The organism is Achromobacter sp. ISS7 (assembly GCF_056523125.1).
In genome coordinates this window covers 4440007-4458527 of the sequence record NZ_JAWRZD010000001.1, presented here as the reverse complement: position 1 = coordinate 4458527, position 18521 = coordinate 4440007, and the positions used below count along the sequence as shown (strand labels likewise).

Sequence of the window (18521 nt, the reverse complement as noted above, 5' to 3'; positions counted from 1 at the left end):
AGCGGCAGCCCGTCGCTCAAGTTGAGAGACTCCAATCCAGGCGGACGAATAAGGAGAAAAGGGAAGCGCCCCTGAGGGCGAAGCTTGGCGGCGAAGTGCCTAGCGGACGCGTGCAGATTGGCAAAGCACGCCAGGCGATTGTAGCTGATGCGGCGGTGCCGCATGCGCAATCGCTTGTTATCGGCATGGTCCGTAACATTTTGCACTAAATGTGTACGAAATTAGCGTAATCCCTAGGCTGCGCTCCCTATAATCCGTGCGCTTACCTCCAACACACAAGAATTAAGGGTTGCTATGAAAAAGGCGGCAATAGCGGGTCTGGTCGTTGCTCTGGGTGCGATTTGGACCGGCACGGCCTGGTACACCGGCCAGAAGGCCGAAGCGTTCGTGAAGCAGTCGATCGAAGACGGCAACGTCGAACTGCGCAAGATCGGCGAAAAGTGGGGCGTGACCCCCGTGATCGAACTGATGTCGTTCGAGCGCGGCGTGTTCTCGTCGACCGAGCGCTATCGCGTGAAGTTCACGCTGCCCGCCAAGGACGGCAAGCCGGCCGAGGAGCGCGAGCTGCAGTTCGTCGAGCACCTGTCGCACGGCCCGTTCCCGTTCTCGAACCTGGCCTCGGGCAAGCTGGCCCCGGCCATGGTCGCGAGCCGCTTCCAGATCGAGGAAACCCCGGCCGTCAAGGGCTGGTTCGCCGCCACCAAGGGCGCCACGCCGCTGACGGGCGCGTATAGCGTCAGCTACGGCAAGCAGGTCACCGGCACGTTCAACCTGGCCCCGGCCGAAGCCTCGACCGACAAGACCAAGCTGACCTTCGCCGGCCTGGCCGCCGACGTCGACTTCGACACCAATAGCAAGCACGGCGTGCTGGCGCTCAAGAGCGACGGCGTGACGCTGGCCGGTCCGGCCGGCGACAGCGATATCGTCGGCATGGCGGTCAAGGGCATCACGCTCAACAGCGACCTGACCCCGGGCAAGAGCGACATGGCCATGGGCAGCCAGAAGCTGGTCTTGAAGGAATGGACCATCACGTCCAAGACCAAGCCGCCGGTGCTGCTCAAGGACACCAGCATTGCCGTGGACCTGGCCGAGGCCGATACCGGCGTGAACGCCAAGATGGTGCTGGACTTCGGCATGATCAATGTCCAGGAAAAGGACATGGCGGGCCTGCAACTGGCCATCGGCATGAAGAACATGGACCCGAAGGCGCTCAAGGCGCTGAACGACGTCTATGAAGCGTCGTCGCGCCGCATGATGCAAGGCGGCGGCGAGCAGGCTGCGCCCGAGTTCACGCCCGAAGAGCAGCAGATCCTGAAGACCAACGTCGAACTGCTGCTGGCCGGCAAGCCCAGCCTGTCGGTGTCGCCGCTGCAGGTGCGCACCGCCAATGGCACCTCGACCTTCAACCTGGACGTGGACCTGTCGCAACCGGTTTCGACCGATAAGTCGATCTGGGACGTGGCGCTGCAGGCCGTTCGCAAGCTGGATGCCAAGCTGGTGCTGTCCAAGGGCAACCTGGCCGACCTGATGGCGATCGAGCCGCAGATGCGTGGCGTGCCGGCCGATCGTGCCATCCAGACCGCCAAGGGCCAGGCTGAAATGGTGGGCACCATGGCGGGCGCCATGGGCGTGGCCAAGACGGAAAATGACAACATCGTTTCCTACCTGAACTATGCCGACGGCCAGGTCGATTTCAACGGCAAGAAGATGCCGCTGCAGCAGTTCATGATGATGGTCATGAGCGGCGCGATGGGCGGCATGCGCTAAGGCGCGGGCAGGACCCTGGCGCCGGCGTGATGCCGGCGCCTTGTACGGGCTGCGGCGCCCTCGGGCGCGGCAGCCCGTTTTTCATGCGCGGCGTATGCTGGCGGCTGCGGTCGATGCGAGGCCGGCGCAAATGGGAAGCGGGACGGACATCATGCGGAAATGGGTAGCGGTGGGTTGCACCGTGCTGGCGCTGGGCGCGATCTGGACGGGCACGGCCTGGTACACCGGCAAGCAGCTGGAAACCGGCATGGCGCAGTTGGCCGAAAACGCCGCCGAGCAGGCGCGGCTGATCGGCGCGAAGCTGGGCGAGACGCTGTCGTTCGAGCAGCTGTCGTACGAACGTGGCGTGTTCACGTCGCAGGCGCGCTATCGCCTGAAGGCGGTGCCCTCGCCCAAGGATGGCGCCGGCGCGGCGGGACGCGATTTCGAGATGCTGGTGCGCCTGGACCATGGGCCGTTTCCCCTGTATCGCCTGGCGCGGGGACAGCTGTTCCCGGCGATGGCGGCGGCCCGTGCCGACCTGGTTCGGACGCCGTCCGTCGAAACCTGGTTCGCGGCCGCCGGGGGCGCCGTGCCCATGACCGCCGAGGCCGTGGCGGGCTATGGCCGCGACATCGCCGGCACGCTGGACATGGCGCCGTTGGAGCGCACGCGGGACGATTTGCGCTTCAGCTTCTCGGGCCTGAAAGTGCAGGCCAATGTGGCCGCCGGCGGCAGGCACAGCACGGTGACCCTGCGGTCCGACCGCGCCGACCTGTCCGAACCGTTCACCAAGGATGGCGCGCGCCACGCGCGCCGGCTGGCCATGCGCGACCTGGCGATCACATACGACGCGACCCGGGCGGCCGACGAGACGAGCGCCGCCTCGACCCGCGCGACCCTCAAGCAATGGGACGTCGAGGTAGACGGCGAGCCGGTCACGCTGCGCGATGTCGCCATCAACGCCGACGCCAAGGGCGTCGAGAGCGCGATGAACGCCAAGCTGGCCGTGCAGGTCGGGGGCATCGACGCGCGCGGCGGACAGGCGGCCAACCTGCGCCTGGCCGCCGAGGCGCACAACTTCGACCTGGTGTCGTTCCGCGCATTCCAGGCGTCGATGGAGGCGACCCAGGGCGACGCCAGCCTGAGCGACAAGATGGTGGGCGCGGGCCATTTGATGAAGTTCCTGCTGGCCCAGCCGGGCTTTTCGCTGTCGCCGCTGCAGGTCGATACTGCTCGCGGCTCCGCGACCCTGCAGCTGGACCTCGACCTGAGCGCGCCCACGTTGTGGAACCGTTCGCCCGCCGCGGTCGTCAAGGAAACCGTGCGCAAGCTCGATGTACGGATGTCCGTGCCGGTCGTCAGCATGGCCGACCTGATCGCGGTGCGCCTGCAGGCCGAAGGCATGCCCGAGGCTGCCGCCCGCGAGGCCGCAGGCCTGCAGGCCGAGGCCATGCGCGACCGCTTCGTGGCGAGCCAATGGGGGCGGCTGGAAGACGGCAAGCTGGTGGCGAGTGTGAACTACGCGGGCGGCCAGGTCGATCTCAACGGCGAACGCATGCCGCTCGAGACGTTCCTGGCCTGGCTGATGGTCAGGGGCGTGCGGTAAGGCGCGGGACGCCGCCGTGTCCCGCGCGGGCGGGCATCAACCCGGCAACGCGCCCGCCACCACTTCGCCGTTGCGCAGCACTGCCACATGGAAGCGCCGGTCGGCGGCCTGCATGATGTCCTCGGTCGGGTCGCCGCGCACCAGCAGCAGGTCGGCCACGCTGCCCTGCTCCACCACGCCGTGGCCGTCCATGCCCATCAGGTCGTGGCCGCGCGAGGTCGCCGCGATCAGCGCGTCGACCGGCGTCATGCCGAATTCCACCATGTAGGCCAGCTCCATCGCGTTCTCGCCGTGCAGGTTGAACGGCGTGCCGGCGTCGGTGCCCAGCGCGATGCGTCCGCCTGCCTTGTAGTACATCTGGATCGATTCGCGGTGGCGCTGCTCCACTGCGCGCGCTTTCTCCACGGCGTAGGCGGGAATGCCGTTGTCGGCGTTGGCGACGATGTTGCGCACCGCGGCGATGGTCGGCACCAGGTACGTCTCGGCCGCCAGCATTTCGCTCAGGCACTGCTCGTCCATGAAGATGCCGTGCTCGATCGAGTCGATGCCGGCGCGCACCGCGTTCAGGATGCCCTGCGTGCCCTGCGCGTGGCTGGCCGTGCTCTTGCGAAAGCGCTTGGCCTCGTGCACGCCCGCCTTCATCTCGTCGAAGCTGTAGTGCGCGTCCATGGGGCTCACGCCCGGCGTCATGACGCCGCCGGTGGCCATGATCTTGACCAGGTCGCAGCCGGCGTGGACCTGCTCGCGCACGGCTTTGACCACTTCCTCACAGCCGTCGGCGACGCGGCCAATGCGGTTGCCGTGGCCGCCCGTCATGCAGATGATGCGGCCCGAGGCCTTGATGGTCGGGCCCGGGAACACGCCGCGCGCGATGGCGTCGCGCACGCCGAACTCCAGGTAGTCCTTGCCGCCGCAGTCGCGCAGCGCCGTGAAGCCGCCGCGCAGCGCGGCCTGCGCGTTCTCCAGCGCCGTCAGGGTGATTTGCGCCGGACCCTGTTTCGACATCTGCACGTGGGGGTCGGCGCTGCCGGTATAGACCAGGTGCACGTGGCAGTCGGCCATGCCGGGCATCAGCGTCATGCCGCCGGTATCGACGCGGCGTCCGGCGAAGCCGGTGAATTCGCCGGCCGGCGCCACGCGCGCCACGTTCTTGCCCTCGACCAGCACGCCGTGGTTCGGCAGCACCTGGCCGCGGCCGTCGAACACCTTGCCGCCGATGAACAGGGTCTGTGGCGTCGCACTCATGTCTTGCTCCTTGTCGTCTCGCTCGGATTTAGCCGGCCACGTCCAGACCCTCGCGGGACATCGACTGCAAGCGGGGCATCAGCCCCAGCAGGTGCTGGCTATAGGGATGCTGCGGGTGTTCGAACAGCGCCTCGGTCTCGGCCACTTCCAGCAGCTCGCCGTAGCGCATCACGCCGACGCGGTCGCACATCTGGCGGATGACGGGCAGGTCGTGGCTGATGAACAGCATGGTCAGGCCCAGCTGTTCCTGCAGGTCCTTGAGCAGGTTCAGGATCTGCGCCTGGATCGAGACGTCCAGCGCCGAGGTGGGCTCGTCGCAGATCAGGAAGCGCGGCCGCGTGGCCAGCGCCCGCGCGATGCAGATGCGCTGGCGCTGACCGCCGGAGAACTCGTGCGGGAAGCGCTCGGCGGCGCGATCGCCCAACCCGACCACGTCGAGCAGGTCGGCGACCACGCGGCGCGTCTCGGCTTCGTTGGCCGCCAGCTTGTGGAAGCGGATCGGCTCGGCCACGATGTCCAGCACCCGCATGCGCGGGTTGAGCGACGAGAACGGATCCTGGAAGATCATCTGGATCTGGCGCCGGAACGGGTTGAGCTGCTTTTCGCCCTTGAGCGCGGTCAGGTCGGTGCCGCCGAAGGTGACCGAGCCGCCGCTGGGCGTATACAGGCCCGAGATCAGCCGCGCCACGGTGGACTTGCCCGAGCCGGATTCGCCCACCAGGCCGAACACCTCGCCTTCGCCGATCGAGAAGTTGACGCGCTTGACCGCGTCCAGCGTGCGCTGGTTGCGCTTGAGCAGCGCGCTCTTGAGCACGAAGCGCATGCCCAGGTCCTGGACCTGCACCAGCGGGCCTTCGCCGCGCGCGCCGAAATCGCGCCGCTGGCCCAGCCAGTGGGTGGCCAGGTCGAGCGGCTTGGCCGGGGTCTTCACATCCTCGATGTAGGTGACCAGCGGAAAGCGCTTGAGCTTGATGTCCGGCCGCGGCACGGCCGAGATCAGGCTGCGGGTGTAGGGATGGTCGGGGTCGCCCAGGATCTTGGCGGTGGGGCCCTGTTCGACCAGCTTGCCGTGGTACAGCACCGCCACCCGGTCGGTGACGTCGGCGATCACGCCCATGTCGTGGGTGATGATGATCATGCCGACCTGTTCCTGGCGGCAGAGCTTTTTCAGCAGCTCCAGGATCTGCGCCTGGATCGACACGTCGAGCGCGGTGGTGGGTTCGTCGGCGATGATGACTTCGGGCTCACAGCACAGCGCCAGCGCGATCACCACGCGCTGCCGCATGCCGCCCGAGAACTGGTGCGGATACTGCTGCACGCGCAGCTCGGGCTGGTCGATGCCGACCTGCGCCAGCAACTGCACCGCGCGTTGTTTGGCCTGGTCGTGCGTCAGGTCCAGGTGCACCAGCATGGTCTCGACCAGCTGGCTTTCCACGGTCTGCAGCGGGTCCAGCGAGGTCAGCGGATCCTGGAAGATCATGCCGATGCGGCGGCCGCGCACCTTGCGCTGCTGCGCGGGCGTCAGCGTGTCGATGCGTTCGCCGTTGAGCAGCACCGCGCCGCCAGCCAGCCGGCCGGGCGCTTCGAGCAGGCCGATCACGGCATTGCCGATGGTCGACTTGCCGGCGCCGGACTCGCCGACCACGCCCAGGATCTCGCCTTTCTCCAGCGACAGCGACACGCCGTCCACCGCCACCAGCGTGCCGCGGCGGCTGGGAAATTCGATGCGGATGTCTTCGATGTTCAGCAGGGCCATGGCATCCTCAGCGCAGCTTGGGGTTGAGCGCGTCGCGCAGCCAGTCGCCCAGCAGATTGACCGACAGCACCAGCGCGACCAGCGCGATGCCGGGGAAGATCGAGATCCACCACATGCCCGAGAACAGGTAGCTGTTGCCGATGCGGATCAGCGTGCCCAGCGACGGCGCGGTGGGGGGCACGCCCACGCCCAGGAACGACAGCGTGGCCTCGGTGATGATGGCGATCGCCAGGTGGATGGTGGCGATCACCAGCACCGGGCCCATGACGTTGGGCAGGATGTGGCGGCGCAGGATGGTGATGGGACCGATGCCGATCAGCCGCGCCGCCTGCACATATTCCTTGTTGCGTTCCACCAGCGTCGAGCCGCGCACGGTGCGGGCGTACTGCACCCAGCCCGAGATGCCGATGGCGAAGATCAGCACGTACAGCGCCAGCTGGTCATGCATGTCGCGCGGCAACACGCCGCGCGCCACGCCGTCGATCAGCAGCGCCACCAGGATGGCGGGAAACGACAGCTGCACGTCGGCGATGCGCATGATGAAGCTGTCGACGCGGCCGCCGGCATAACCGCTGATGAGGCCGAGCGTGACGCCCAGCACCATCGAGAACAGCACCGACGCGAAGCCCACCAGCAGCGACACGCGCGAGCCGTACAGCACGGCCGACAGGATGTCGCGGCCCTGGTCGTCGGTGCCGAGCAGGAAGTCGGGGCTGCCGCCCTCCTGCCAGGCGGGCGGGGTGTTGGCGTCCATGATGTTCAGGGAGGCCAGGTCGAACGGGTTGTGCGGCGCCACCACCGGCGCGAACAGCGCGCCCAGCAGGATGGCCAGCGTGACGGCGGCGGCGATGATGGCGCCGGGCGAGCGCTTGAAGCTGTGCCAGAGGTCGCTGTCGGCGGCGCGCGCGAAGAAGGGAGCGATGCGGGCGTTCATGAGGCGGTTCCCTTATTTGCTCTGCACGCGCAGGCGCGGGTCGACGGCGAAATACAGCAGATCGACCACCAGGTTGATGACGACGAACATGAAGGCGATCAGCACCAGGTAGGCGGCCATCACCGGAATGTCCACCATGCTGATGGCCTGGATGAACAGCAGGCCCATGCCGGGCCACTGGAACACCGTCTCGGTGATGATGGCGAAGGCGATGATGGAACCGAGCTGCAGGCCGGTGATGGTGATGACCGGCACCATGGTGTTCTTGAGCGCGTGGCGGAAGTTGATCAGGCGTTCCGGCAGGCCGCGGGCGCGCGCGAACTTGATGAAGTCGGCGCGCAGCACCTCCAGCATCTCGGCGCGCACCAGCCGCATGATCAGGGTCATCTGGAACAGCGCCAGCGTGATGGCCGGCATGATCAGCGCCAGCCATCCGGATTTGGTCAGGAAGCCCGTGGTCCACCAGCCCAGCCCGACCACGTCGCCGCGCCCGAAGCTGGGCAGCCATCGCAGCTGCACCCCGAAGAACAGGATCAGCAGGATGCCGATGAGGAAGGTGGGCAGCGAGATCCCGGCCAGCGAGATCGCCATGAAGGTCTTGGACAGCACGCCGTGGCGCTTGAGCGCGGTGTAGATGCCCATGGGGATGCCGAGCGCCAGCGCCATCACGGCGGACACGAACGACAGCTCCAGCGTGGCCGGCAGGCGTTCTTCGAGCAGCTCGCTGACCGGCCGGCGGTGGCGATAGGAAATGCCGAAGTCGCCGCGCACCGCGTTGGCGACGAAATGCGCGTACTGCACCACGAAGGGATCGTTCAGGCCCAGCTGTTCACGCAGCTGATCGCGCTGTTCGGGCGTGGTGTCCTGGCCCACCATGCTGGCGATCGGATCGCCGACGTAGCGGAACATGGAGAACGCGATCAGCGCCACCGTCAACATCACCAGCACCGACTGGATCAGCCGCTGCGCAATAAAGGAAAGCATGGTTGGATGCCCTCTTGGTCGGATAACGCCGGGCCGCGCGTTGCCGTTCGCGGCAAGCGGGGCTGGGCCGGGCGCGCCCGGACGGCTGGCGCCGTCGCGGGGGTCGCATCAACACGGCGCCGCGCACGCCCTGCGGCGTGGCGCGGCGTCCGGGGTTACGGCAGGACCACGTCGCGCAGGTCGAGCACGTCGTCGGCGCGCTGGATGACCTTGATGTTGTCCTTCACGCCCCACGACATCGGCTGCTGGTGCAGCGGCAGGTAGCCGAAGTCGCTGCGCACGATGCCGAAGGCTTCCTTGATCATCGCGTTGCGCTTGGCCTGGTCGGTCTCGACGCCGATCTTGGCGGTGAGGTCGTCGACCTTCTTGTTGCAGTAGCCGCCCAGATTGAACTGGCCCGCCGCCGTCTTGGCGTCGCGGCACGCGGCCAGGTTCAGCAGCGTGTTGTGGGCATCGGTCGAGCTGGGCGTCCAGCCGAGCATGTACATGCTGGTCTGGTTGCCGGCCTGCAGCAGGATCTTGCCGAAGTACTTGGACTTGGTCTGCGCCAGCAGGTTGATCTTGATGCCGACGCGCGCCAGCATGCCGGCCACCGCCTGGCAGACCTTCTCGTCATTGACGTAGCGATCGTTGGGGCAGTCCATGGTCACGGAAAAGCCCTTCGGGTAGCCGGCCTCGGCCAGCAGCTTCTTGGCGCGTTCCGGGTCCGGCTTGTAGGGCGCGCCGAACGATTCGTCGTAGCCGTTGATGGCGGTGGCGATCAGCGAACCCAGCGGCTTGGCCGCGTTGCGCATGATCTTTTCGTTGATGGCCTTGGTGTCCACGGCCAGCACCACGGCCTCGCGCACCTTGGGGTCCTTGAAGGGGTTCTTGCCCTTCACGTCCGAGAACAGCAGCTCGTCGCGGTCCTGGTCCATGCCGATGAAGATGGCGCGGGCCTCGGGCGCGGTCAGCGGCTTGACGCCCTTGGCGTCTTCCAGGCGCTTCCAGTCCTGCACCGGCACCGGTTGCACCAGGTCCATCTCGCCGGAGATCAGCGCGGCCACGCGCGTGGCTTCCTGCGTGATCGGCTGGAAGATGACCTCGTCGACGTTGGTCTTGATGTCCTTGTTCCAGTAGCCGTCGTAACGCTTGAGCACGGTCTTCACGTCGGGCTGGCGCGACACCAGCATGAACGGGCCGGTGCCGTTGGCGTTGAGGTTGGCGTAGTTGCCCTGGTTGTCGCCCTTGACGTTGGTGGCCTCGGTGGTCTTGTTCTTCTCCGACCACGTCTTGCTCATGATGTAGAGGAACACCCATTCGCGCGGCAGGATCGGGTTGGGCGTGGGGGTGGTGACCTCGATGGTGTAGTCGTCGACCTTCTTGATGTCGGAGGCCTTGGCGCCGTAGCCCTTCATGTCGGAGCCTGGCGTGAGGCTGCGCTTCCACGAGAAGATCACGTCATCGGCGGTGAACGGCGAGCCGTCGTGGAATTTCACGCCCTTGCGCAGCTTGAAGACCCACTTGGTGGGCTCGGGGTTTTCCCAGCTCTCGGCCAGCAGCGGCGTCAGTTTCAGGTTGCCGTCGTAGCCGGCCAGCGTTTCGTAGATGTTGCCCTGGAAGCCCAGCGTGAAGGTCTCGTTCAGCGCCATCGGATCCATCGATGTGGCGTCGCCCTGATAAGACCAGTGGAAGGTCTTGGCGGCCGCGCCAGCGCTGAATGCCAATGAGGCCGTCAGCGCGGCTGCCAGCGCCACTTGCTTTAGGTGGGGAAAAGTACGCATAGCCCTCATGCTCCGTAATGCGCGGATAGCGCGACAGAAGTGATAGGGCCCTGGCCCACGGGGAGCCGGGGCATGGCGTTGCTGCTACGAGGAAAGGCGGTTCACGGTAGATCCAACCCCTTGTGATTGTCATGGCGGGATGGACCGCACCGATGCAAAACGAATCTTATAGAGCGATTCGTTTAAGCGTCAATCGGTTTGGATTGGGGTTAGTACTTGCTTGCTTTCGCCAATTCGCGCACCACCTGCTTGCGCCGTTCGCTGTCTTCGTGGCCGGGGGCCAGCGCCGACCATTCGGGCCGGCTGCGGGCTTCCTTGAGCGCTTCGGGCAAGGGGCCGCTGCGCAGCGCATCGTCATCGGGCCGGTCCAGCCGCAGCGGCGCGCGGGCCGCGTGGCCGCGGCGTTCGAGCGCGTCGATCAGTTGCCGCTGGCGCAGCGCCAGCAGGCGCAGCACCGCGTCGTCGACGCTGATCTCGCGCCAGCCGCGCAGCTTGCCGGCGACGCGCTTGCCGAGTTTTTCCACGCCTTGCCACAGGCCGCCGGCGGCGGCGCCGATCAACATGCCGGTGCCCAGGCTGAGGCCGGCGCTGAGCAGGTCCACCGCCGCGCCGGCCATGGCGCCGGCGGCCGCGCCCATGCCGACCTGCACGCCCATGTCCTTGAGCGCCTGCGGGTGGAACAGATCCATGCCCCAGCGTTCGCCCTGCAAGGGCAGCGCGTCGTCATCGAAATCAGATGAACGGAAGTTGTAGAGCGCCAGCAAGGCGCTGACGCAGGCTTGTTCGCGTTGCCGCACCTGTTGGCGCAGTTGCTGCGCGGTCGCGGCCAGCGCCGCTTCGTCGCTGGCGCTAGTCAGATGCAGCGCGGCCACGTCGACCAGCAGATCGGCCAGCAGCTCGCACGCCGCTTCGTGGCGTTCGCGGCGCTGGCGCGCCAGGCTGTCGGCCAGTTGCGCCAGCGTGTCGGCATGGCGGTCCAGCAACACGCCGAGCTTGGCGTAGAGCTGCTGTTCGCCATCGAGCGGTGGCGCCACGGTGTCGAACTCGACGGCCGCGTGCAGTCCTAGCCGCGCCAGCGCGTCGCGCCATTCGCCGGCGCGGTGCGCGGGTGCGTTGACGAAGTTCAGCACCGGCAGCAAGGGGCGGCCGCAGGCAGCCAGGATGGCCAGTTCGTCGCGATGCTTGCCCAGCACCGGGTCGCGGGCGTCGACCACGTACAGCGCGGCGTCGCAGTCCAGCATCTTCTTGAGCACGCGCGCTTCCTGCTCGTAGCGGCCGTGCGCTTCCGGGGTGTCGAGGAAGCGTTGGATGCGCGCCGGTCCGTCGAGCCGTTCGCCAGGCTGGGCGACGCGTTCCAGGTACTCCAGCAAGGCGATGCTGTCTTCCATGCCCGGCGTGTCGAACCATTCCAGCACCGGACGGCCATCCAGCCGCAGGCGCGCGCCCTCGACGTGGCGCGTGGTGCCGGGCTGGTCGGCCACTTCGCCGAAGGTGGTGTCGCGTGTCAGCGTGCGCAGCAGGGAGGTCTTGCCGGTGTTGGTGTGGCCGACGACGGCGATGCTGATGAGCGGCTCACGCATCGCCGTGCTCCAGCCAGGCCAGCGGCGTGCCGCCGGGGCCGATGATGTCGCCGGCCTCAAGGCCGAGGGCCGCCAGGCGTTCGCGCCACACGGGTTCGCGGGTGTCGGCGGCGGCGGGCGTCCGCAGCCAGACGCGGGTCTGACCGGCGTGCGCGGCCAGTTCGGCGATCAGCGCGAGCGTGCCGCGGTCGGGCGTCTGGCGCGCGTCGCAGGCGATCAGCAGGCGCGAGGCGGCGGCTTGCGACAGCGCGTCCAGCAGCCGATTGCGTTGTTCGCGGGTATCGAGGTTGCCAGCCATGCGGATGGCGTCGGGCAGGCCCGCGGGGGGCCAGTCCAGGTCCGCCGGCAGTTCCAGCCCCAGCAGCACGGGCTGGCCGCCCATGCCCGCCGGGACCGCCGATTCGACGCGGGGCTGGTGCAGCGGATCGACCGGGCGGTCGATGCCGGTGGATTGGGCCGGGGGCTCGAGCCGGTCGCGCAGCGCCGCGTAGCCGGCCAGCGCGGGATCGATGCGCAGGCCGCGCAAGGCGCGCCGGGTGGCGGCCAGGCATGCCAGCCACGCCAGCAGGCGCGGCAGGATGCCGTAGGTCACCAGCACGCCGATCAGCCACCAGGACCATTGCACCTGCGCGTCGGCCCCCAACGCCTGGACGCCGTCGCTGGCGCGCACCATGGCGGCGTCGGGCAGCGGAAAGCCCAGGTGCGCGGGCAGCCAGCCCACGACCTGGGTCAACCCGACGAAGGTGTCGGGCGCGAGCAGCGTGGTGGCCCAGATGAAGCGGTAGCTGGCGGTGGTCAGCAGCGCCAGCAAGGTCGCCAGCGCCGCGCCCAGGCCGGCCAGCCACAGGCCATGGCTGACGGCGCCGAACAGCCCGCGCAGCGCGCCGGCGCGGGCCAGCAGGTTGAGCAGGGCCTGCGGCACCAGCGCGCCGTCCGGGCCGCGCGCCAGCTTGCGGGTGGCCCAGAGCCAGAGGCGTCCCAGCGGAGTCATCGCGGCCGGCGCCAGCAGGAAGCTGGCCAGCCAGAGCAGGAAAGTGAGCGCGTGCAGGCCGAGCAAGGCGCCCAGCGCCCACAGCACATTGACGGGGCGCGTGCCGTCGCCCAGCGCGCCGGCGGCCACGCCCGCGCCGGACAGCAGCGCCAGCAGCAGCAACACGGCCAGTACGGCCCAGGCGCTGCGGCGCCAGCCGTCCACCAGCGGCGCCAGGCCTTCGCGTTGCGCCAGTTGTTGCGCCCGGACCAGGATGCGGTCCGGCAGCGCGACGTCCATCTGGCGCACCTGCCGGACCACGGCGGCGTCTTCCAGCGGCCCCCAATGCGCTTCGCGCAGCCGGATCAGCTCGGCCAGCCAATGCGCGCGCAGCGGCGAGGGGCGGGAGACGTCGGGGACAGCGGAAACGGCGCGGGAAATCGGCGATGGCATCGCGGGCGGGGCAGGCGATCAAGGCCGCGAAGGGCGGTGCGCCATTGTAGACCGCGCGGGCCCGGCGGGCCTGGGGTTCAGTGGCCGCGACGGGCGGCGCGGTATTGCCCCGGCGTCACGCCGACCGCGTCGCGGAAGACGCGCGACAGGTGGCTGGCGTTGCCGAACCCGGCGGCCTGCGCGATGCCCGCCAGATCGCCCTTGCCTGCCGCCAGCAGGCCGCGCGCATGCGCCAGGCGGCGGCCGCGCACCCAGGCGTGCGGCGGTTCGCCGAACGAGGCGTGGAACATGCGCGCGAAGTGATAGGTGGACAACGCGGCCACGCCGGCCAGCTGGTCCAGCGTCAAGGGCTCGGCGAGATGGGCGTCGACGTAGTCCATGACGCGCCGGCGCACCGCGGGCGCAAGGCCGCCGCGGGCCGGCGGCGCAGCCTTGCGCGACACGCCCTGCCGCAGCAGGTGATGCAGCACCGTCTCGGCCGCGCTGCTGGCGGCCAGGCGGTCGGCGGGCGCATTCCAGTCGGTGTCGAGCAGGGCCCGGCAGACATCGGTCAGCGAGTCGTCGTGGATGTAGGTGCGGTCGCGCAGTTCGAGCGAGCGCGGCTCGCAATCGAGCCGCATCACCGCCTCGCGCGCCAGCCGCTGCGGCGCGATGTACAGATGCAGGAAGTGCACCGTGTCGTTCATGCACCAGCGCGAATAGTGTTCGGCCGGCAACACGCAGAACTTGCCGGCGCCGCCGTGCAGCGGATTGCCGACCCGGAACGATTTCTCGCCGCCATGCAGGTACAGCGACAGTGTGTGATGCCCGGGCGTGTCGTAGCCCAGCGTCTCGTGGGCGCTGCGGCCCCATTGCGAAATGGCGATGCCCTCGCCCAGCGAGGCCGCGCGCGCCAGCGTCGCGGTGGACGCGGACAGCGTGCGAAAAACGGAGAAGTCGGACGGAGCCGATGCGATGGTGCCCATGGAACCGAAATGCTACTGCGATCCTTGCGCGCGTGGAGCGCGCGAAGCAAGAAAAAACCGCAAGAACCGGCAATTTTCGCGGGACGCGCGGGCGCAGACTGCGCGACAGGGCAGCGCTTTTTCGCATGCCCCGATCCGATGTCTTTTTTCGCCCTGCCGAGCGTCCGAAAGTGAATCTCTTCCTGTATTTCCTGACCGTCATCATCTGGGGCACCACCTGGATCGCCATCAAGCTCCAGCTGGGCGTGGTGGCCATTCCCGTCTCCATCTTCTACCGCTTTGCGCTGGCCGGACTGGTGCTGTTCGCCGCCCTGCTGCTGACGCGCAAATTGCAGCGCATGGACCGGCGCGCGCACTGGCTGTGCCTGGGCCAGGGGTTGTGCCTGTTCTGTCTGAACTTCCTCTGTTTCTACACGGCCACGCAGTGGATTCCCAGCGGCCTGGTGTCGGTGGTGTTCTCGGCCGCCACGCTGTGGAACGCGCTCAATGCGCGGCTGTGGTTCGGCACCCGCATCGCGCCGCGCGTGATGGTCGCGGGCGTGGTGGGTTTCTGCGGACTGGTGCTGCTGTTCTGGCCCGAGCTGTCGGGCCAGCAGGCCAGCCACGAGACCCTGCTGGGCCTGGGCTTCGCGCTGCTCGGCACGTTCTGCTTCTCGACCGGCAACATGCTGTCGTCGCTGCAGCAGCGCGCGGGCCTGCGGCCGCTCACCGGCAACGCCTACAGCATGCTGTACGGCGCCGCGGTGCTGCTGGCCGGCTGCCTGGTCGCCGGCGTGCCGTTCCGTTTCGACACATCCACGGCCTATGTCGGCGCGCTGGTGTACCTGGCCATTCCGGGGTCCGTGATCGGCTTTACCGCCTACCTGACGCTGGTCGGCCGCATGGGGCCGGCGCGCGCGGCGTATTGCACCGTGCTGTTCCCGGTGGTGGCGTTGAGCGTGTCGACCTTCGCCGAGGGCTACCAGTGGACTCCCGCGGCGCTGCTGGGCCTGGCGCTGGTGATGTTCGGCAACCTGCTGGTCTTCACCAAGTGGTCGCCGTTCGCGCGCCGCGTCGAGGTGTAGGGCGACGGCGCCGCGGTGTCCGTCGGCGCCGCGGCGACGAACGCTAGCCGCCCTGGCGCGCCAGCGTGCGCAGCGCGTCGAGCAGGCGGTCAATCTCGTCGTCGCGCGTCAGGTAGCTGACCGAGGCGCGCGCGATCTGCGTCAGCCCGCGCGCGTTCATGTCCAGCGGCGTGTACGGCACGCCGTTGCTGCCGATGATGATGCCTTGCGCCGCCAGGGCGCGCTGCACCGCGGTGGCTTCGTGCCCGGCGAGGTTGAACGACACCAGGCCCGAGCGTTCGCGGCCCTGGTCCAGCACCTCGATGCCGGCAATCGCGGCCAGCTCCGTTCGCAGCGCCTGGGCGACCGTGTCGATGCGGGCCCGGATGGCGTCCAGGCCGATGTCGAGCGCTTCGCGCAGCGCGTTGGCCTGGCCGCAGCGCAGCGCCAGCGAGGCCTCGGCGGATTCGAAGCGCGCCGCGTCGGCGCGCACTTGCGGCTGGCCGTCGGCGTCCAGCGGCGCGGAATAGGTGTCGACGAATGCCGGCGTCAGCCGTGGCAGGAAGTCGCGCCGCACGTACAGCAGGCCGGTGCCGCGCGGGCCGCGCAGGGCCTTGCGCCCGGCGCCGCTCAGCACGTCGCAACCGACTTCGGCGACGTCCACCGGCAATTGCCCCACGGCCTGCGCCGCGTCGATGAAATACGGCACGCCGGCGGCGCGCGCCACGCGGCCGACGGCGGCGGCCGGATTGATCAGGCCGCCGTTGGCGGGTAGCCAGGTCAGCGCGATCAGCCGCACCCGTTCGTCGAGCATGGCCTGTAGCGCGGCCGGATCGACGCAACCGCTGTCGTCCGACGGGATCGTCTCGATCGAGGCGCCGGCGCGTTGCGCCGTCAGCCGCATGGCGGAGAGATTGCCGCCCCATTCATGGCGCCCGACCAGGATGCGGTCGCCCGCGCGCCACGGCCCCAGCGCCGCGAAGGCCGCGCCCCAGCCGGGCGAATTGCCGCCGGTCAGGGCGATTTCGTCGGGGTGGGCGTTGAGCAGGCGCGCCGCCAGCTGGCGCGCCTGCTCGGTCGTTGCACGCGCGGCCACGCCCGCCTCCATCGGCCCCTGCTCGGCTTCGCGCCGCAGATGGGCCTGGATGGCGTCGAGGGTGGCGGCGGACGGCAGGGAGGCGCCGGCATGGTTGAAGTGGACGGTGGTGCGCGTGCCGGGCGTGGCGGCGCGCAACGCGTCCAGGGCGGCGGGAGTCAGGGCGGCGGACATGGCGATTCCAGGAAAGTCGCGCCGGGCGGCGGCCCGGCGCCGCGACATCAGGCGGGGGTGAGCGCGATGACCGCTTCCACTTCCACCGCCACGCCTTGCGGCAGCGAGGCCACGCCGACCGCGCTGCGCGCGTGGCGGCCGGCGTCGCCGAAGACCTCGACCATCAGGTCCGAGGCGCCATTGGCCACCGCGCTCTGGCGGTTGAAGTCCGGCGTGCTGGCGACGAACACGCCCAGGCGCACCACGCGCGCCACGCGATCGAGGCGGTCGCCGGTGGCGGCGGCGATCTGCGCCAGGATGCCCAGCGCCGACAGGCGCGCGGCGGCGACGCCGTCGGCTTCGGAAATCTGGTTGCCCAGCTGGCCCAGGAACGCCGCCTTGCCGCCGGCGCGCGAGATCTGGCCCGAGATGTACAGCAGGTTGCCCTCTTGCACGAAGGGGACGTAATTGGCGGCGGGCGCGGCCGCGGGGTCCAGCGCAAGGCCGAGTTCGGCCACGCGGCCGGAGATCGTACGGGTCATGGAGTCACCTGTGAAACGGGAAAGGGAAAGGGTGATCCCCATGCTATCGGCGCGCGCCGCGCCTGACCAATCAATTATTGTGGACCACGTATGAATAAAAGTAATGCGTCAGCCTTCCGCCGCGGCCCGCATCAGCCACGCCTGGAATGCCTGGGCGGCGGCATCGGCCTTGCCGCGCGGGCTCACGAACCACCAGCCGATGCGCGGATCGTCCAGGGTGGTGCCCGGCAGGGCCTCGACCAGGGCGCCGCTGGCCAGCTGCGCGGCGATCATGCGGTGGCGGCCCATGGCCAGGCCCTGCCCCGCCAGCGCCGCCTCGACGACGATGTTGTAGTCGTGCAGGTGCACGGTCTGGGCGCGGCCGAGATCCAGGCCTTGATGGCGCGACCACGTGTCCCACTCGAACGGATGCTGGGTGTGCGAGACCAGCAAGGGATGGCGCAGCAGGTCCGCCGGCGTGCGCGGCCGTCGCCGGCCCGCCAGCAGCGCGGGGGCGCACACCACCGACAGCCGCTCCGCCATGATCCGGCGCGCCTTGACGCCAGGCCAGGTGCCGCGGCCGTAGCGGATGGCCACATCGACTTCGCCGCCCGCCACGTCGGCCAGGCCGATGTCGGGCAGCAGTTGCAGGTCGATGTCGGGGTGGGCCGCGGCGAAGTCCGCCAGCCGCGGCGCCAGCCAGCGCGTGGCGAATGACGCCAGCAGGCCGACGCGCAGCGTGTGGCGCGCGACGGCCGGCGCGCGGATGTCGTCGGTGCCCTGGCGCAGCAGCGTGAACGCGGCATGGACCCGCTCGTAATAGGCCTGCCCGGCCGCCGTCAGCGCCACGGCGCGGGTGCGGCGCTCGAACAGCGCCACGCCCAGTTCCGCCTCCAGCCGCTGGATATGGTGGCTGATGGCGCTCTGGGTGACGAACAGCTCTTCGCCCGCCAGGCTGAAGCTCAGGCGCCGGGCGGCGGCCTCGAAGGCGCGCAGCGAGACCAGGGCGGGCAGGGATCGATTGGAGCGCATGGGGCGGGCGGTGGCGGAAAGGACCGGACGGGGGCAGTATCCGGCGGGCGCCCCATTCTCGCAAATCAGGAGCGGGCGGGGAATCGGGCCAGGTCGGCCGCGGTGATCGGCTTGCTGCGCTGCACTTCATGCCGCACGACGCGCAGCGCCTGCTGATGCGGCGGCTGGTCCGCAGGGACGTCCCAGGCGCCCGCCAACAGCGGCGAGGCCGGATCGAGCAGCCGGAAAGTGAGATCCATCAGCAGATAGGAGGCCGTGGCCTGGGTTTCCAGGGGCGTGCGCGCGGGCCAGCCCGTCAGATCGCCGGTTTCACAGATCCACAGGATCACATTGACGGCATCGGCCTGGTGTCGCTTCATGACCGCGATGTCCGGCAGCGGGGCCGAGGCGTCTCGCACGATCCAGGGGTTTTTCTGCAGCAGCCCGAACACGAGTTCAAAGGCGGCCTTGGCGTCGACGGACTTCGTTTGGGAAGGCATGGGAAAGCGGCTGGGACCCGGGCATCACGGTTGACTCGATGTCCATCGTAGAACCATTTCACCCCGCAGCCGGACCTAGAAGGCCCGGCTGCGGGGGGACTGTAGCGCGGCGCGTCGTTTGAGACGGATCGGCGCGTCATTTGATACCGCTGGGGGGCGCGAGAACGGCCCAGGACGCGGAATCGGGCAATA

15 protein-coding genes are annotated in these 18521 nt (G+C 69.0%); 3 read left to right on the top strand and 12 right to left on the bottom strand.

Annotated elements, in window-relative coordinates; translation table 11 throughout:
• Window positions 1-294: 294 nt before the first annotated feature.
• The gene (locus AC1HFW_RS20195; RefSeq protein ID WP_061072764.1) at window positions 295-1767 is read left to right on the top strand and encodes a YdgA family protein; all 1473 of its coding nucleotides are present in this window, start codon (window positions 295-297) and stop codon (window positions 1765-1767) included.
• A 151-nt stretch (window positions 1768-1918) separates the two neighbouring features.
• Window positions 1919-3355, top strand: coding sequence for a YdgA family protein (locus tag AC1HFW_RS20190; protein WP_479285051.1), 1437 nt, complete (start codon window positions 1919-1921; stop codon window positions 3353-3355).
• Window positions 3356-3391: 36 nt separating this feature from the next.
• Here AC1HFW_RS20190 and AC1HFW_RS20185 read toward each other — a convergent pair whose 3' ends face one another.
• The 8 genes from AC1HFW_RS20185 to AC1HFW_RS20150 all read right to left on the bottom strand — a co-directional run bounded on the left by AC1HFW_RS20185 (window position 3392) and on the right by AC1HFW_RS20150 (window position 14005).
• Entirely contained in the window at window positions 3392-4600 is a 1209-nt protein-coding gene (locus AC1HFW_RS20185) for a metal-dependent hydrolase family protein (protein WP_479285050.1), read from the bottom strand.
• A gap of 28 nt (window positions 4601-4628) precedes the next feature.
• Window positions 4629-6356, bottom strand: a complete 1728-nt coding sequence (locus AC1HFW_RS20180; RefSeq protein WP_238890835.1) for a dipeptide ABC transporter ATP-binding protein — start codon at window positions 6354-6356, stop codon at window positions 4629-4631.
• Between the two features lie 7 nt (window positions 6357-6363).
• Window positions 6364-7290, bottom strand: a complete 927-nt coding sequence (locus AC1HFW_RS20175) for an ABC transporter permease (RefSeq protein WP_061072760.1) — start codon at window positions 7288-7290, stop codon at window positions 6364-6366.
• 12 nt (window positions 7291-7302) lie between these two features.
• On the bottom strand, window positions 7303-8274 hold the full coding sequence (locus AC1HFW_RS20170) for an ABC transporter permease (protein WP_006392299.1): 972 nt from the start codon (window positions 8272-8274) through the stop codon (window positions 7303-7305).
• A 155-nt stretch (window positions 8275-8429) separates the two neighbouring features.
• Window positions 8430-10037: an ABC transporter substrate-binding protein gene (locus tag AC1HFW_RS20165; RefSeq protein WP_035359848.1), complete on the bottom strand. Its 1608-nt coding sequence runs from the start codon at window positions 10035-10037 to the stop codon at window positions 8430-8432.
• A gap of 209 nt (window positions 10038-10246) precedes the next feature.
• Window positions 10247-11617 (bottom strand): GTPase/DUF3482 domain-containing protein, encoded by a 1371-nt coding sequence (locus AC1HFW_RS20160; protein WP_006392301.1) that lies wholly within the window; start codon window positions 11615-11617, stop codon window positions 10247-10249.
• Window positions 11610-13040: a DUF2868 domain-containing protein gene (locus AC1HFW_RS20155; RefSeq protein ID WP_479285049.1), complete on the bottom strand. Its 1431-nt coding sequence runs from the start codon at window positions 13038-13040 to the stop codon at window positions 11610-11612. Before AC1HFW_RS20155 ends, AC1HFW_RS20160 begins: the two co-directional genes overlap by 8 nt.
• Before the next feature lie 77 nt (window positions 13041-13117).
• Complete coding sequence (locus tag AC1HFW_RS20150; RefSeq protein WP_479285048.1) at window positions 13118-14005, bottom strand: helix-turn-helix domain-containing protein; 888 nt, start codon at window positions 14003-14005, stop codon at window positions 13118-13120.
• A 170-nt stretch (window positions 14006-14175) separates the two neighbouring features.
• Between AC1HFW_RS20150 and AC1HFW_RS20145 the strand changes: the two genes are divergently transcribed.
• Window positions 14176-15069 (top strand): DMT family transporter, encoded by an 894-nt coding sequence (locus AC1HFW_RS20145; protein ID WP_479285047.1) that lies wholly within the window; start codon window positions 14176-14178, stop codon window positions 15067-15069.
• A gap of 43 nt (window positions 15070-15112) precedes the next feature.
• Here the strand turns inward: AC1HFW_RS20145 and AC1HFW_RS20140 are convergent, their stop codons facing one another.
• The 4 genes from AC1HFW_RS20140 to AC1HFW_RS20125 all read right to left on the bottom strand — a co-directional run bounded on the left by AC1HFW_RS20140 (window position 15113) and on the right by AC1HFW_RS20125 (window position 18329).
• Window positions 15113-16318: an aminotransferase class V-fold PLP-dependent enzyme gene (locus tag AC1HFW_RS20140; RefSeq protein ID WP_479285046.1), complete on the bottom strand. Its 1206-nt coding sequence runs from the start codon at window positions 16316-16318 to the stop codon at window positions 15113-15115.
• A 47-nt stretch (window positions 16319-16365) separates the two neighbouring features.
• The gene (locus AC1HFW_RS20135) at window positions 16366-16839 is read right to left on the bottom strand and encodes a RidA family protein (RefSeq protein WP_006392307.1); all 474 of its coding nucleotides are present in this window, start codon (window positions 16837-16839) and stop codon (window positions 16366-16368) included.
• 108 nt (window positions 16840-16947) lie between these two features.
• Window positions 16948-17850 (bottom strand): transcriptional regulator GcvA, encoded by a 903-nt coding sequence (gene gcvA / locus AC1HFW_RS20130; RefSeq protein WP_479285045.1) that lies wholly within the window; start codon window positions 17848-17850, stop codon window positions 16948-16950.
• A gap of 65 nt (window positions 17851-17915) precedes the next feature.
• Window positions 17916-18329, bottom strand: a complete 414-nt coding sequence (locus AC1HFW_RS20125; protein WP_479285044.1) for a hypothetical protein — start codon at window positions 18327-18329, stop codon at window positions 17916-17918.
• Window positions 18330-18521: the final 192 nt, after the last annotated feature.

Excerpts from the sequence above, each read along its gene's own strand:
- AC1HFW_RS20195 (WP_061072764.1), top strand. The coding sequence starts at position 295 with ATGAAAAAGGCGGCAATAGCGGGTCTGGTCGTTGCTCTGGGTGCGATT.
- AC1HFW_RS20190 (WP_479285051.1), top strand. The coding sequence starts at position 1,919 with ATGCGGAAATGGGTAGCGGTGGGTTGCACCGTGCTGGCGCTGGGCGCG.
- AC1HFW_RS20185 (WP_479285050.1), bottom strand. The coding sequence starts at position 4,600 with ATGAGTGCGACGCCACAGACCCTGTTCATCGGCGGCAAGGTGTTCGAC.
- AC1HFW_RS20180 (WP_238890835.1), bottom strand. The coding sequence starts at position 6,356 with ATGGCCCTGCTGAACATCGAAGACATCCGCATCGAATTTCCCAGCCGC.
- AC1HFW_RS20175 (WP_061072760.1), bottom strand. The coding sequence starts at position 7,290 with ATGAACGCCCGCATCGCTCCCTTCTTCGCGCGCGCCGCCGACAGCGAC.
- AC1HFW_RS20170 (WP_006392299.1), bottom strand. The coding sequence starts at position 8,274 with ATGCTTTCCTTTATTGCGCAGCGGCTGATCCAGTCGGTGCTGGTGATG.
- AC1HFW_RS20165 (WP_035359848.1), bottom strand. The coding sequence starts at position 10,037 with ATGCGTACTTTTCCCCACCTAAAGCAAGTGGCGCTGGCAGCCGCGCTG.
- AC1HFW_RS20160 (WP_006392301.1), bottom strand. The coding sequence starts at position 11,617 with ATGCGTGAGCCGCTCATCAGCATCGCCGTCGTCGGCCACACCAACACC.
- AC1HFW_RS20155 (WP_479285049.1), bottom strand. The coding sequence starts at position 13,040 with ATGCCATCGCCGATTTCCCGCGCCGTTTCCGCTGTCCCCGACGTCTCC.
- AC1HFW_RS20150 (WP_479285048.1), bottom strand. The coding sequence starts at position 14,005 with ATGGGCACCATCGCATCGGCTCCGTCCGACTTCTCCGTTTTTCGCACG.
- AC1HFW_RS20140 (WP_479285046.1), bottom strand. The coding sequence starts at position 16,318 with ATGTCCGCCGCCCTGACTCCCGCCGCCCTGGACGCGTTGCGCGCCGCC.
- AC1HFW_RS20135 (WP_006392307.1), bottom strand. The coding sequence starts at position 16,839 with ATGACCCGTACGATCTCCGGCCGCGTGGCCGAACTCGGCCTTGCGCTG.
- gcvA (WP_479285045.1), bottom strand. The coding sequence starts at position 17,850 with ATGCGCTCCAATCGATCCCTGCCCGCCCTGGTCTCGCTGCGCGCCTTC.
- AC1HFW_RS20125 (WP_479285044.1), bottom strand. The coding sequence starts at position 18,329 with ATGCCTTCCCAAACGAAGTCCGTCGACGCCAAGGCCGCCTTTGAACTC.